12 protein-coding genes are annotated in these 13,258 nt (G+C 73.9%); 9 read left to right on the forward strand and 3 right to left on the reverse strand.

Annotated elements, in window-relative coordinates; all coding sequences use genetic code 11:
* Window positions 1–21: 21 nt before the first annotated feature.
* From IE108_RS09175 to IE108_RS09210, 8 genes are all read left to right on the forward strand, one after another.
* Window positions 22–1,350, forward strand: a complete 1,329-nt coding sequence (locus IE108_RS09175) for an ABC transporter substrate-binding protein (RefSeq protein WP_064731341.1) — start codon at window positions 22–24, stop codon at window positions 1,348–1,350.
* Between the two features lie 14 nt (window positions 1,351–1,364).
* The gene (locus IE108_RS09180; RefSeq protein WP_064731340.1) at window positions 1,365–2,315 is read left to right on the forward strand and encodes a carbohydrate ABC transporter permease; all 951 of its coding nucleotides are present in this window, start codon (window positions 1,365–1,367) and stop codon (window positions 2,313–2,315) included.
* Complete coding sequence (locus IE108_RS09185; RefSeq protein WP_064731339.1) at window positions 2,312–3,202, forward strand: carbohydrate ABC transporter permease; 891 nt, start codon at window positions 2,312–2,314, stop codon at window positions 3,200–3,202. Before IE108_RS09180 ends, IE108_RS09185 begins: the two co-directional genes overlap by 4 nt.
* Before the next feature lie 55 nt (window positions 3,203–3,257).
* Complete coding sequence (locus tag IE108_RS09190; RefSeq protein ID WP_064731338.1) at window positions 3,258–4,217, forward strand: carbohydrate kinase family protein; 960 nt, start codon at window positions 3,258–3,260, stop codon at window positions 4,215–4,217.
* The gene (locus tag IE108_RS09195; protein ID WP_064731337.1) at window positions 4,214–5,539 is read left to right on the forward strand and encodes an alpha-glucosidase/alpha-galactosidase; all 1,326 of its coding nucleotides are present in this window, start codon (window positions 4,214–4,216) and stop codon (window positions 5,537–5,539) included. The genes IE108_RS09190 and IE108_RS09195 overlap by 4 nt, the downstream gene beginning before the upstream one ends.
* 42 nt (window positions 5,540–5,581) lie before the next feature.
* The gene (locus IE108_RS09200) at window positions 5,582–6,835 is read left to right on the forward strand and encodes a Gfo/Idh/MocA family protein (protein WP_064731336.1); all 1,254 of its coding nucleotides are present in this window, start codon (window positions 5,582–5,584) and stop codon (window positions 6,833–6,835) included.
* Between the two features lie 248 nt (window positions 6,836–7,083).
* The gene (locus IE108_RS09205) at window positions 7,084–8,217 is read left to right on the forward strand and encodes a M23 family metallopeptidase (RefSeq protein ID WP_064731335.1); all 1,134 of its coding nucleotides are present in this window, start codon (window positions 7,084–7,086) and stop codon (window positions 8,215–8,217) included.
* 55 nt (window positions 8,218–8,272) lie between these two features.
* The gene (locus tag IE108_RS09210) at window positions 8,273–9,826 is read left to right on the forward strand and encodes a CYTH and CHAD domain-containing protein (protein ID WP_064731334.1); all 1,554 of its coding nucleotides are present in this window, start codon (window positions 8,273–8,275) and stop codon (window positions 9,824–9,826) included.
* A 78-nt stretch (window positions 9,827–9,904) separates the two neighbouring features.
* Here IE108_RS09210 and ppk2 read toward each other — a convergent pair whose 3' ends face one another.
* The 3 genes from ppk2 to IE108_RS09225 form a co-directional block, all read right to left on the reverse strand.
* A complete protein-coding gene (ppk2, locus tag IE108_RS09215; RefSeq protein WP_064731333.1) occupies window positions 9,905–10,936 on the reverse strand; it encodes a polyphosphate kinase 2 in 1,032 nt (343 codons plus the stop codon).
* Window positions 10,933–11,298, reverse strand: a complete 366-nt coding sequence (locus IE108_RS09220; protein WP_064731332.1) for a hypothetical protein — start codon at window positions 11,296–11,298, stop codon at window positions 10,933–10,935. The genes ppk2 and IE108_RS09220 overlap by 4 nt, the downstream gene beginning before the upstream one ends.
* A 126-nt stretch (window positions 11,299–11,424) precedes the next feature.
* Window positions 11,425–12,498: an aldo/keto reductase gene (locus IE108_RS09225; protein WP_064731331.1), complete on the reverse strand. Its 1,074-nt coding sequence runs from the start codon at window positions 12,496–12,498 to the stop codon at window positions 11,425–11,427.
* Between the two features lie 130 nt (window positions 12,499–12,628).
* Between IE108_RS09225 and IE108_RS09230 the strand changes: the two genes are divergently transcribed.
* Window positions 12,629–13,249: a TetR/AcrR family transcriptional regulator gene (locus IE108_RS09230; RefSeq protein ID WP_064731330.1), complete on the forward strand. Its 621-nt coding sequence runs from the start codon at window positions 12,629–12,631 to the stop codon at window positions 13,247–13,249.
* The last annotated feature ends 9 nt before the right edge of the window (window positions 13,250–13,258 follow it).

Consider the following 13,258-nt stretch of genomic DNA (forward strand, 5'->3'; position numbering starts at 1 on the left):
GGCCAGTCCTTGGAGGTACAGATGGATGCGGTCCGACGTGCCGTCGGCCCCTCCCGCAGGAGGGTGCTGCGCTCGGGCTCGGGAGCGGTCCTCGCGGCGGCCGCCGGCGGTGCGCTCGCCGGCTGCGGAGCCGGCGCGGACGACGGGGTCGGCCCCGACGGCACGGTCACCATCGAGATGTGGCACGGCCAGGCCGACACCGCGAAGAAGGTCCTCCAGGGCCTGGTGGCCGACTTCGAGCGCGGTCACCCGCGCATCAAGGTGTCGCTGGGCGGCGGGGTGCTGTCCGACGTGATGCTCCAGAAGGTGACCGCCGCGCTCGCCGCCGGCTCCTACCCGGACATCGCCTACATCTTCGGATCGGACCTGGCACGGGTGGCCCGCAGCCCGCAGGTCGTCGATCTCACCGAGACGGTGCACGGCGCCGCCGTGCCGTGGAAGAGCCACTGGGCGGCGGCGCGGGAGGCCGTGACGGTCAACGGCCGGGTCCGGGCCGCCCCCGCGCTGCTCGACTCGCTCGCCGTGGTGTGCAACAGGAAGCTGTTCCGCGAGGCCGGACTGCCGCTGCCGGAGGCCGGCTGGACCTGGCGGGAGTTCACCGACCGCGCGCGGCGCCTCACGGACCAGGGCCGGGGCCGCTTCGGCACCGGCTGGCCCGGCACCGGCGACGAGGACACCGTCTGGCGCCTGTGGCCGATGATCTGGGACCTCGGCGGCGACGTGGTGGACGACGGGGGCAAGGGCATCGGCTTCGCCGACAGCGGCACCCGCGCGCTGGAGGTGGTGGCCGGTCTGGTCCGCGACCGCAGCGTCTACGTCGACCCGAAGCCCGGCAGCGAGCAGATGTACCAGGTGTTCCTCTCCGGCCGGATGGGCATGGCGGTCACCGGGCCCTGGCAGCTGCCCGACATCGAGCACGCGGGCATCGACTACCACGTCGCTCCCCTGCCGACCTTCAGCGGCCGCCCGGTCACCATCTCGGGGCCCGACACCTGGACCGTGTTCGACAACGGCGAGGCGCGGTCCCGGGCCGCCCGCACCTTCCTGGGCTGGCTGAACCGGCCCGAGCAGGACGTCCGCTGGGACGTCGAGGCCGGCAGCCTGCCGCTCAGCCGCCGCACCGAGGCCCTGCCCGCCTGGCGCGACAAGGTCGCCCGCACCGAGGGCCTGGCCGTGTTCACCAAGGCACTGGAGACGGCGCGGGTGCGCCCCGTCCACCCGGCGTACCCGGAGGTCTCGCAGGCGCTGGGGCAGGCGATCGTCGCCGTGCTCCTCGGGCGGGCCACCCCGGAGAAGGCGTTGCGCGCCTGCGCCGACGACGCCAACGCCGCCCTGCTCATACCGCGCTGAGGAGCCACACCGCCATGCCGCGCCTCCCCCAACCCATCACCGTCGCGGGCCCGGCGCCCGAGCCGCCGGCCCTGCGCCGCAAGCGCCGGCGCGAGTCGGGCACCGCCTGGGCCTACGTCTCGCCGGCCGTCCTGATCGTCCTCGGACTGAGCATCGTGCCCGTCGTCTGGTCGCTGCTGCTGTCCTTCCAGGCCAGCGACCTGGTGACGCCGAGCCGCTGGGTCGGCCTCGACAACTACCGCGCCCTCGCCCAGGACCCGAACTTCAGCCAGGCGGTCCGCAACACCCTGCTCTACACGGTCCTGTACGTGCCGCTGAGCATGTTCTTCGGCCTGCTCCTCGCCCTGGTGCTCAACCGGCGGATCCGTCTGGTGGGCCTGTACCGGACCCTGATCTTCGTGCCGTTCGTCCTGTCGGCGACCGCGCAGGGCGTGCTGTTCTCCTTCATCCTGGACCCGGAGTTCGGCGCGGCCAACTCGGTGCTGCACCGCCTCGGCGTCTCGTCGCAGGGGTTCCTCTCGGACCCCTCCCAGGCTCTGCCGGTGCTGGTGGCGATCACGCTGTGGAGCGGTACCGGGTTCTGTGTCGTCGTCTACCTCGCCGCCCTCCAGGACGTTCCGCAGTCCCTGATCGAGGCGGCCCGTCTCGACGGCGCGGGCCGCCGGCACCTGCTGCGCCACGTCACGCTGCCCACCCTCACGCCGGTCACCGTCTTCCTGGTGGTGTGGCAGACCATCCAGTCGCTCCAGGTCTTCGACCTCGTCTACGTCACCACCAAGGGCGGTCCGCTCGGCTCGACCACAGTGATCGTCTACTTCATCTGGGAGCAGGCGTTCAAGAACGCCACCGCCGGATACGGGGCCTCGGCCGCCTACGTCCTGGCCGTCGCCCTCGGGCTGGCCGCCGGGGCCGTCCGCATCGTCCGGCGTCGGGGACGCCACCGTCTCGAAGGGGCCCGATCATGACGGCGACCTCCACCCGGCCCGGCACCGTGCGCGCCCTCGCGGCACAGCCCGCCGCGACCCGGCGGCGCCGGCCGCGGCTCCCGTTCAGTCCGTGGCACCTGCTGCTCGCGCCGCTCGCCCTGACCTTCGCCGTACCGCTGGTCTGGCTGCTGCTGAGTTCCGTGATGAGCAACGCGGAGATCAACCGCTTCCCGCCCGCCCTGTGGCCGTCCGGCATCGATCTCGGCGGCTACCGCTACGTGCTGGGCAACGCGATGTTCCCGCGCTGGTTCGCCAACTCGCTGATCGTCTCCGCCGTGACCGTCGCGGCGAACCTCGTCCTCGGTTCGCTCGCGGGATACGCCTTCGCCCGGATGCGGTTCGCGGGGTCCAAGGTGATGCTGGGGCTGATGCTGGCCACCATGGCGGTGCCGTTCCAGCTGACGATGATCCCCACGTTCCTGGTGATGAAGAAGCTGGGGCTGATCGACACCCTGGGCGCGCTGATCGTGCCGTCGCTGGTCACGCCCTTCGCGGTCTTCCTGCTGCGGCAGTTCTTCCTCTCGCTGCCGCGGGAGCTGGAGGAGGCGGCCTGGATCGACGGCTGCTCCCGGCTGCGGGTGCTGTTCCGCATCGTGCTGCCGCTGTCGCGGCCGGCGCTGAGCACCGTGGCCGTGCTCACCTTCCTCACCACCTGGAACGACCTCACCTGGCCGCTCATCGCGATCAACCACGACACGCAGTACACGCTGCAACTGGGCCTGACCACCTTCCAGGGACAGCACCACACCCAGTGGGCGGCGGTGATGGCCGGCAACGTCATCACCGTGCTCCCGGTGCTGCTCGCCTTCCTCGGCGCGCAGAAGACCTTCATCCAGTCGATCACCTCCAGCGGCCTCAAGGGCTGACGTCCCGACACGTCCCGCCCCGCCACCGCCCCCTCCGTCATCCCAGGGAAGACCCATGCCGCACACCTTCGACCTGCTCGTCGTCGGCGACGCCAATCCCGACGTCGTCCTCGGGCCGCTGGACGCCCCGCTCGCCTTCGGGCAGCGCGAACAACTCGTGTCCGACGGGGCCCTCACCCTCGGCGGCTCCGCCGCGATCATGGCGTGCGGCGCGGCCCGCCTCGATCTGCGGGTGGCGTTCGCCGGACGGGTCGGCGACGACGACGCGGGCCGCTACATGCGGGACGGCCTGCGCGCGCACGGCGTCGACACCACCGCCCTGCACACCGACCCGACGCTGCCCACCCCGCTCACCGTGGTGCTGACCCGGCCCGACGGGGACCGGGCCATCGTGACCGCGCCGGGCACGCTCCGGTCCACGACGGCCGCCGACGTGCCCGGAGACCTGCTGGCCTCGGTGCGTCACGTGCACGCCGCCTCGTACTTCCTGCTGCCCGGTCTCGCCGCCGGTCTGCCCGGCCTGCTGCGCACCGCGCGCTCGCACGGCGCGACCACGTCCCTCGACACCAACGACGACCCCTCGGGGCGCTGGGACCCGCCCGGTCTCGACGCCGTACTCGCCCACACCGACTACCTGCTGCCCAACGCGGCCGAGGCGCGGCGGCTCGCCGGACTCGACACCGCCGGCCCCGGCGAGTCCGCCGCCACCCTCGCGAAGCGGGGACCGACGGTCGTCGTCAAGAACGGGGCCGAGGGCGCCCTGTGCCACGACGGTGACGTCCTGCTCACCGTGCCGGGCGTCCCGGCACGGCCCGTCGACACGGTCGGCGCGGGCGACAGCTTCGACGCCGGCTTCGTCGCCGCCGTCCTCGCCGGGCTCGCCCTGCCCGACGCCGTACGGTTCGCCGCCGTCTGCGGCGCGCTGTCAACCCGGGCCCACGGCGGCACCACCGCCCAGCCCACCTGGGACGAAGCGTTCGCCCAGGTCACCCGCAACGGAAAGAACCCCGCATGAGCACCGCCCAGCCGACCGCCCCCAAGATCACCTTCGTCGGCGCAGGCAGCGTCGTCTTCACCCAGGGCCTGCTCGCCGACCTCTTCGCGTTCGACGAGCTGAAGTCCGCGCACATCGCGCTGCACGACATCGACCCGGAGCGCCTGTCCACCGCGCGGGCCGCCGCCGAGTACATCGCCGCCGAACGCGGCGCCCGCCCCCGCGTCACCGCCCACGCCGACCGCCGCGAGGCCCTGGCCGGCGCCGACTTCGTCATCAACATCGTGCAGGTCGGCATGCGGGAGGCGACGCGCACCGACTTCGAGGTCCCGGCCGGGTACGGGCTGCGCCAGACCATCGGCGACACCCTCGGCGTCGGCGGGATCTTCCGCGCCCTGCGTACCTTCCCGCTGCTGCGGGAGCTGGGCCGGGACATCGCCGAACTGTGCCCGGACGCCTGGCTGCTCAACTACACCAACCCGATGGCGATGAACGTCCAGTACCTGGCCGAGGCGACCGGCCTGACCCGGGTGGTCGGCCTGTGCCACTCGGTGTACTGGACCGTCCAGGGCCTGTGCGAGCTGCTCAAGGTCCCCTACGAGGAGGTCACCTATCGGGCGGCGGGCGTCAACCACCAGGCGTGGGTGCTGCGTCTGGAGCACGGGGGCGAGGACCTGTACCCGCGCCTCGACGCCCTGATCGCCGAGGACGGGCAGTTGCGCCGGCGGGTGCGCGTCGACATGTACCGGCGCCTCGGCGCGTACCCGACGGAGACCAGCGAGCACTCCTGCGAGTACGTCCCCTGGTACCTGCACCACGACGGCGAGATCGAGCGGCTGCGGCTGCCCGTCGGCGCCTACCTGGACATCGTGGACGAGAACGTGGCCGAGTACGAGCGCACCCGGGACGCGCTGGCCTGCGGCGCGCCGCTCACCGTCGAGGGCACCATGGAGTACGCCCCGCAGATCATCCACAGCATCGTGACGGGCACGCCCCGCACGGTCTACGGCAACGTGCCGAACCACGGCCTCATCGACAACCTCCCCGCCCACGGCGCGGTCGAAGTGCCCTGCCTGGTGGACGCCTCGGGCATCCAGCCCACCCGGATCGGCGCGCTGCCCCCGCAGTTGGCGGCCCTCAACCGCACGTACCTGAGCACCACCGAACTCGTGGTGCGGGCCGCGATCGAGGACGACCCGCGCCGCATCAGGCACGCCGCGATGACCGACCCGGCGACGGCCGCGGCGCTGCCGGTCGAGCGGATCTGGGAGCTGTGCGACGCCATGGTCCGCGCCCACGGCGACCGGCTGCAGCCGGGACTCCGGGCCGTGCTGGGCAGCTGAACCGGCGTGACGGACACCCCACTACGCGAAGGAGGCACGGCGATGCCCCGAGTGACGCTGGCCCTGGTCGGCGCCGGGCTGCGCGGGCTGACGTACGCGCGCCACGCGCTGGCCGCCGGCACGGGCGAGGTGGTGGCGGTCGCCGAACCCGACCCCGCGCGGCGGGCCGCCGCCGCGCGGGAGTTCGGCGTCCCGGCGGAGCGGCTGTACGCCGGCTGGGAGGAGCTGGCGGGGCGGGAGCGGCTGGCGGACGCGGCCGTGGTCGCGACCCAGGACCGCCTGCACACGGCACCCGCCGTCCGGCTGGCCGGGCTCGGCTACCACCTGCTGCTGGAGAAGCCGATGGCGACGGAGGAGCGGGAGGCGGCGGCCATCGCCGAGGCGGCCGAGCGGGCCGGGATCACGCTCGCGGTCTGTCACGTCCTGCGCTACACGCCCTACACGCGGGCCCTCAAGTCCCTGCTGGACGGCGGCGGGATCGGCAGGCTGGTCAGCGTGGAGCACCTGGAGCCGGTCGGCTGGTGGCACCAGGCCCACTCGTTCGTGCGCGGCAACTGGCGCCGGGCCGACACCTCGGCGCCGATGCTGCTCACCAAGGCGTGCCACGACGTGGACTGGCTGGTCCACCTCGTGGGCTCCGTGCCGCGGCGGGTCTCGTCCTTCGGGTCGCTGACGCACTTCCGCGCCGAGGAGGCGCCCGCGGGTGCCGCCGCGCGGTGCCCGGACTGCCCGGTCGAGTCGGACTGCCCGTACTCGGCGAAGCGGCTCTACCTGGGCTGCCTGGGCGACGCGGACACGGAGTTCTGGCCGCTGTCGGCGGTGACGGACACCTTCACCGAGGAGGGCGTGCTGCGGGCGCTGCGCGACGGGCCCTACGGGCGCTGCGTGTACGCCTGCGACAACGACGTCGTGGACCACCAGGTGGTCGCCATGGAGTTCGCGGACGGGGCCACCTGCTCGTTCACGATGAGCGCGTTCACGCCGATGGGGCACCGGCGCACCCGGCTGCACGGCACGCACGGCTTCGCCGAGGGGGACGGGACGAGTATCCGGCTGGTCGACTTCCGCACGGGCGACGAGTCGGTGGTCGACACGGCGGCCGGGGCGGGAGCCTCGGCGGCGGACGGGCACGGGGGCGGCGACGAGGCGCTGGTCGAGGCGTTCCTGAACGCGGTCGCCACCGGTGACGCGAGCGCGCTGGCGTCGGACGGGGCCGCCAGCCTGGCGACGCACCGGGTCGTCTGGGCGGCCGAACTGGCGCGCCGTACCGGTGAGGTGGTCACGGTCGACGCGTGACGCCGGGACGGCGGGACGGCGGGACGCCTGGGCGTTGGTGCGGCCCCGCGTACGGGGGATGACGCGGGGCCGCACCAGCAAGCTAGCGGAGGAATCCGCGCCCGGCCAGACCCGGCGCCCCGGCGGTCGCCCCGTTCGCGCCGGTTCTGCCCGTTCGGGCAGCTTCCTCTGCCTCGGCGTCTCATGACCCGCCCGGCGCCCCCGCGTTACCTTCCTCGGGTGAGCATCACGTCCCGGCGAGCGGCCAGATGAACGACGAGCGGCTGACCGTGGCGGAGGCGGCCGGCCCCGCGGACGGGGAACCGCCGGAGCAGCCGGAGGAGTCCGCGCGGCCGGAGAAACGGAAACGCAAGCGCCGGGGTCCGGGACCCTTCACGCTGTTGCTGCTGCCGGCCCTCGTGACGGTGATCGGGGTGGCCGGATTCCTCGCGCTGACGGGCGGACTGCCGACCCCCTGGCCCGACGACTCCGGCTCGAAGTCCGCCGCGGACGTCGACGTCGACCCCTCCTACGTCCCGTGGCTGCGCAAGGCGGCCTCGGCCTGCACCGTCCTCGACCCGTCGGTGCTCGCCGCCCAGATCGACCAGCTCTCCGGCTGGAGCGACGACACGGACGAACTGTCGGGACAGAAGGGCATCGCCGCCTTCACCGACTCCGAGTGGCGGGCCTGGGGCAAGGACGACGACGGCAGCGGCACGTCCTCGCCGCGCGACCCGGCGGACGCCATCATGGCGCTGGGCCGGCGGGACTGCTCCCTGGCCGGGGAGGTGACCGAGCTGCGCACCGAGGGGCGTGTCAACGGCGATCTCGTGGACCTCACCCTCGCCGCCTACGCGACCGGGACGGACGCCGTGCGGAAGGCGGGGCGCGTGCCCGCGGAGGCGGAGACCTATCTGGCGGAGGTGCGCGCCCTGCTGCCGCGTTACGAGGCGCTCGACCGGGAGGACCCCGCGGGTGCGGGCGGGGCGGCGGGTGCCCTGCTGACCGCGCCGGTCAGCCCGCTCACCGTCACCTCGCCCTACGGGTCGCGCGAGCATCCGCTGACCGGCGTGACCAAGCTGCACACCGGCGTGGACTTCGCGGCACCGCAGGGTGCGCAGGTCGTCGCGGCGCGCCGGGGCCGGGTGGTGTTCGCCGCGCACACCCGGGCGTACGGCAACCGCGTCGTGGTCGACCACGGCACCATCCAGGGAAAGCGGCTGGAGACGACGTACAGCCACCTGTCGGTCCTGGAGAGCGCCGTCGGGCAGTCGGTGGAGGCGGGGACACCGATCGGACGGGTCGGCTCCACCGGCCTGTCCACCGGTCCGCACCTCCACTTCGAGGTGGTCCTCGACGGGTATTACACGGATCCGGGGCCCTGGCTCGTCCGCGGCGGCTAGGGACGGCCGGACAGGGAACCCGTTTGATCCGCCGGATCCCGTCCAAGGACTCAACATGACCCAGTCGAAGCGAGAGACAGAACGCAAGTACGAGCCCGCCACCCGCGGCGTCGGCGGGCTGCCCGATCTCACCGGAACCGGCCCGGTCGCCTCGGTGACGGAGGCCGCGTCCGAGAAGCTCGACGCGGTGTACCACGACACCGCCGACCTGCGGCTGGCCGGAGCCTCGGTCACCTTGCGCCGCCGCACGGGCGGCGCGGACGCGGGCTGGCACCTGAAGCTGCCGCTGACCGGCGACACCCGGGAGGAGGTGCGGGCGCCGCTGTCGGACGAGGTGCCCGAGGCGCTGCGCGCGCTGGTCCTCTCCCGTACCCGGGGCGCACGGCTGCGTCCGGTGGTGCGGATCCGTTCCAGGCGGGTGGTGCGGCACCTGCGCGACGCCCGGGGCGCGGTGCTCGCCGAGCTGAGCCTCGACGACGTGCGCGCCGACTCGCTGCTGACCGGCGGCGGCCGCGCCGAGTGGAGCGAGCTGGAGGTCGAACTCGCCGACGGCGACGGACCGGACGGGCAGGCGGCGGGCACCGAGCTGCTGGACCGTGTGGAGAAGAAGCTGCGCAAGAAGGGCGTCGTGCGGTCCGACAGCCCCTCCAAGCTCTCCCGGGCCCTGCGCGACACCGGTTCGGGGGCGGCGCGCGAGGTGCCGAGTCCGGTCGAGGTGGTGCACGCCTCCCCCGGGTCGTACGTGCTCGGGTATCTGCGCGAGCAGGTCGAGGCCCTGGTGGCGCTGGACCCCGCGGTCCGCCGGGACCTGCCCGACGCCGTGCACCGGATGCGCGTCACCTGCCGGCGGCTGCGCAGCTGCCTGCGCTCGTACCGGTCGGTGCTCGACCGGCGGACCACCGATCCGCTGCGGGCGGAACTGAAGTGGCTGGCGGGCGAGCTGGGGGTGGCGCGGGATCAGGAGGTGCTGCGCGAGCGCATCGGCGGCGCGCTCGACGAGCTGCCCGAGGACCTGGTGCTGGGCCCCGTCGCCGCCCGGCTGCGGGTGTGGGACGTCTCCCGCGGCGGCGACGCCCTGACCCGGACCCGCGAGGCCCTGGACACGCCCCGCTACCTGCGGCTGCTGGACGCGCTGGACGCCCTGCTGCGGGAGCCGCCGCTGCGGGCCAGGGCCTCGGGGAAGCCGGCCCGGACGATGGCCGCCGCGGTACTCAAGGAGTACGGGCGTCTGGCCGGACGCATGGAGCACGCCTTCGAGCAGGAGGCGGGCCCGGCACGGGCGACGGCGCTGCACGAGGCGCGCAAGGCGGCCAAGAAGGTGCGCTACGCGGCCGAGGTCGCCCGCCCCGCCCTCGGCAAGCCGGTCGGCCGGCTCGGCAAGCGGGCCAAGAAGGTGCAGAAGGTGCTCGGCGACCACCAGGACGCGGTCGTCGCCCAGGAGGCGCTGCGGGCGCTGGCGGTGAAGGCCCACGGCGCGGGCGAGTCGGCCTTCACCTGGGGGCTGCTGCACGGCAGGGAGCGGGCGGCGGCGGAGGCGCGGCAGCGCGAGCTGCCCGAGGTGTGGCGGGCGGCCTCGGACCCGTCGCTGCGCGCCCCGCTGGAGCACTGAGCGTCCGGCGGCATCGAGCACCGGGCGTCGGCGGCCCCTCGGAGGCTCTGCTTCCGAGGGGCCGCCGTCCGGCCCGTCTCAGTCCTTCGATTCCGGGTGCAGCCCGGGGCCGTCGCCGTGGTCGGCGAGGGGGGTCGGCGAGAGGTCGGCCGGTTCCTCGTCGGCCTCCAGCAGGGTGTCGGCGGCGCCGACGATCAGCGGGTCGGGCCGGCCCACCGCCTGCTGGTCCTTCGCCGGGTAGTCGCAGCGGTCCAGCAGGCTGCGCATCGCCTCCAGCCGGCCGCGGCGCTTGTCGTTGTTCTTGACCACCGTCCAGGGCGCGTGCTCGGTGTCGGTGGCCCGGAACATGTCGACCTTCGCAGCGGTGTAGTCGTCCCAGCGGTCGAGCGAGGCGAGGTCGGTGGGCGACAGCTTCCAGCGGCGGACCGGGTCGACCCGGCGGATCGCGAACCGGGTGCGCTGCTCTGCCCGGGAGACGGAGAACCAGAACTTCACCAGCAGGATGCCGTCATCGGTGAGCATCCGCTCGAACAGCGGCGCCTGTTCGAGGAAGGCGCGGTACTCGGGCTCGGTGCAGAATCCCATGACGCGCTCGACGCCCGCCCGGTTGTACCAGGAGCGGTCGAAGAAGACGATCTCGCCGCGGGCGGGGAGCTGGGAGACGTAGCGCTGGAAGTACCACTGGCCGGCCTCCCGCTCGGTCGGCTTGTCCAGCGCGACCACGCGCGCGCCGCGGGGGTTGAGGCGCTCGGTGAAGCGCTGGATGGTGCCGCCCTTGCCGGCCGCGTCGCGCCCCTCGCACAGGACGACGATCCGCTGCCCGGACTCCTTGACCCAGCGCTGCATCTTCAGCAGCTCGATCTGCAGGACCCGCTTCTCCCGCTCGTAGTCGCTCCGGCGCACCTTGCGGTCGTAGGGGTGGTTCTCCCGCCAGGTGTCGATGGGGGTCCGGTCGGCGTTGAGGAGGACCGGCTTCTCGGGCCGGCGCTCGTCGATGCGCAGGCCGTCGAGGAGATCCCTCTCGGTGGAGCCCTCGGCCGCGTCGTCGCGCCCGGCCCCGGAGCCGTCGTGCCGTGCCGCCTCGTCGCGCTCGGCGCCGTCCCGGCTCACGCGGCACTCACCCGTCGGGGCAGCACGCGCACGGCCGCCATCGGGGTGCGGGTGGCGCGCACGCGGTACGTGGTCCGCGCCGGGTCGGCGACGGGGTCGCCGAGGGTGATCCGACCGGCGGCGTGCAGCGCGTCGCAGTCGGCGGTGGGCAGCGCGACGTAGCAGCCGCCCCGGCCGGTGGTGGAGTCCAGCGGGCGCCAGTAGCTGTATCTGCGCCGCCCGCCCTCGCGCACGGTGACGAAGACGGGGGTGCGCGCGTCGGCGACTATCCGCAGGACCTCGGCCTCACCCTGGCCCATCGGGGTGTGGCGCGCGGTCGCGCGGGAGGCGGTGGTCCGCGGTCGGACGGCGTGAAGCGGCATCGGCAATGGCCCTTCCAGGTCAGTGACTCGAGACCGCCTACCCGGTCCGGCCGGTGTTGATCTCGGTTACCCGCATTCTGCGGCAACACACTGACAACGACGCGGTCCGCCCGCCGGAACCACAGGTCAGCCGACGGCGGGGGCGCGCACGCCGCCGGACGTCCGGCGCAGCGGGTGCGGATTGACCCGGGCGAAGCCCTCCTGGCGCTCGTAGGGGAAGTACGGGTAGGGGGCGGTCTTGGCGCTCGCGGCGTCCAGCCTGGCCACCTGCTCCTCGGTCAGCGACCATCCCACGGCGCCGAGGTTCTGCCGGAGCTGCTCCTCGTTGCGGGCGCCGATGAGGACCGAGGAGACGGTCGGGCGCCGCAGCAGCCAGTTGACGGCGATCTGGGGGACGGTCCGGCCGGTCTCCTCGGCGAGCGCGTCGAGGCAGTCCGTCACCCGGTACAGGAGGTCGTCCGCGACCGGCGGCCCGTAGTCGGCGGTGGCGTGCAGCCGGCTGCCCGCGGGCAGGGGCCGGCCGCGGCCGATCAGTCCGGTCAGCCGTCCCCACCCGAGCGGGCTCCAGACGACGGCCCCGACCCCCTGGTCGTCGGCGAGCGGCATCAGCTCCCACTCGTAGTCCCGTCCGACGAGGGAGTAGTAGACCTGGTGCGCGGCGTAGCGCTGGTGTCCGCGGGTGTCCGCGTCGGCGAGCGACTTCATCAGCTGCCAGCCGCTGAAGTTCGAGACGCCGGTGTAGCGGATCTTCCCGGCGCGGACCAGGTCGTCGAGGGTGGCCAGCACCTCGTGGACCGGGGTGCCCGCGTCGAAGGCGTGGAGCTGGAAGAGGTCGATGTAGTCCGTGCCGAGCCGGCGCAGGGCCTGGTCCACGGCCCTGATCAGCCGGGCCCGCGAGGTGCCGGCGTCCGCCGGTCCGTCGCCGGTCGGCAGGCCCGCCTTGGTGGAGAGCAGCACCTGGTCGCGGCGGCCCTTGACGGCGGCGCCGAGGACTTCCTCCGAGGCGCCCGCGGAGTAGACGTCGGCCGTGTCGAACATGTTCACCCCCGCCTCCAGGCAGATGTCGACGAGCCGGCGCGCCTCGGCGGCGTCCGTGTCGCCCCAGGCGCCGAACAGCTCTCCGCGCCCGCCGAAGGTGCCCGCCCCGAAGCTCAGTGCCGGGACCATGAGTCCGGAGGCGCCCAGTCTCCTGTATTCCACAACCGCATCCCCTCGTCCGGCCGCGGCGTCGCGTCGCGGCACAACGGCAGCTTTTAACGGGACTTTCGTTCCGTTAACATGCCGCACAGGCTAGCACCGTCAGGCCCATTAATGGAACAGGAGTCCCGTTATGACATCCGAGAGCACCGGCCCCGGCAGCGTCCGCCCCGGAGGCCGCACCGCACGGGTGCGCTCCGCGGTGCTCCGGGCGGCCGGGGACGCACTCGCGGAGCACGGGCTGGCGGGCCTCGACCTCGCCGACGTGGCGCGCCGCGCGGAGGTGGGCAGGACGACGGTGTACCGCCGCTGGGGGACCCCGGCCTCCCTGGTCGCGGACCTGCTCGCGGACATGGCCGAGCAGTCGCTGCCGCGCACCGAGTCCGGCTCGCTTCTCGGCGACCTGCGGGCCAACGCCCGGCTGGTGCGGCGCACCCTCGCCGACCCGCGCCAGGGCGCCCTGTTCAAGGCGGTCCTGGCCGCCGCGACCTGCGATCCGCAGACCGCGGCCGCCCTGCACCGGTTCTACGAGGTCCGAGTCGCGGAGTGGGAGCCCTGCGTCCGCCAGGCCGTGGAGCGCGGCGAGCTGCCGGCGGCCACCGACACCCGCGAGGTGATCCGCGCCGTCTCCGCCCCCCTCTACTACCGCCTGCTGACCACCGGCGACCCGCTCGACGAGGCCGCGGCCGACCGGGCGGCGGAGGCGGCCGCGGCGGCCGCCCGGGCGGGGGCCTTCGTGCCGCCGACGGCCTGACGGGAAGGT

The sequence above is a fragment of the Streptomyces parvulus genome, from assembly GCF_014648855.1.
GTDB lineage: Bacteria > Actinomycetota > Actinomycetes > Streptomycetales > Streptomycetaceae > Streptomyces > Streptomyces parvulus.

Coding starts and splice junctions, on each gene's coding strand:
- IE108_RS09195 (WP_064731337.1), top strand. CDS start 4,214: ATGAGCACCGCCCAGCCGACCGCCCCCAAGATCACCTTCGTCGGCGCA.
- IE108_RS09220 (WP_064731332.1), bottom strand. CDS start 11,298: ATGCCGCTTCACGCCGTCCGACCGCGGACCACCGCCTCCCGCGCGACC.
- IE108_RS09175 (WP_064731341.1), top strand. CDS start 22: ATGGATGCGGTCCGACGTGCCGTCGGCCCCTCCCGCAGGAGGGTGCTG.
- IE108_RS09230 (WP_064731330.1), top strand. CDS start 12,629: ATGACATCCGAGAGCACCGGCCCCGGCAGCGTCCGCCCCGGAGGCCGC.
- IE108_RS09200 (WP_064731336.1), top strand. CDS start 5,582: ATGCCCCGAGTGACGCTGGCCCTGGTCGGCGCCGGGCTGCGCGGGCTG.
- IE108_RS09210 (WP_064731334.1), top strand. CDS start 8,273: ATGACCCAGTCGAAGCGAGAGACAGAACGCAAGTACGAGCCCGCCACC.
- IE108_RS09190 (WP_064731338.1), top strand. CDS start 3,258: ATGCCGCACACCTTCGACCTGCTCGTCGTCGGCGACGCCAATCCCGAC.
- IE108_RS09185 (WP_064731339.1), top strand. CDS start 2,312: ATGACGGCGACCTCCACCCGGCCCGGCACCGTGCGCGCCCTCGCGGCA.
- IE108_RS09180 (WP_064731340.1), top strand. CDS start 1,365: ATGCCGCGCCTCCCCCAACCCATCACCGTCGCGGGCCCGGCGCCCGAG.
- IE108_RS09205 (WP_064731335.1), top strand. CDS start 7,084: ATGAACGACGAGCGGCTGACCGTGGCGGAGGCGGCCGGCCCCGCGGAC.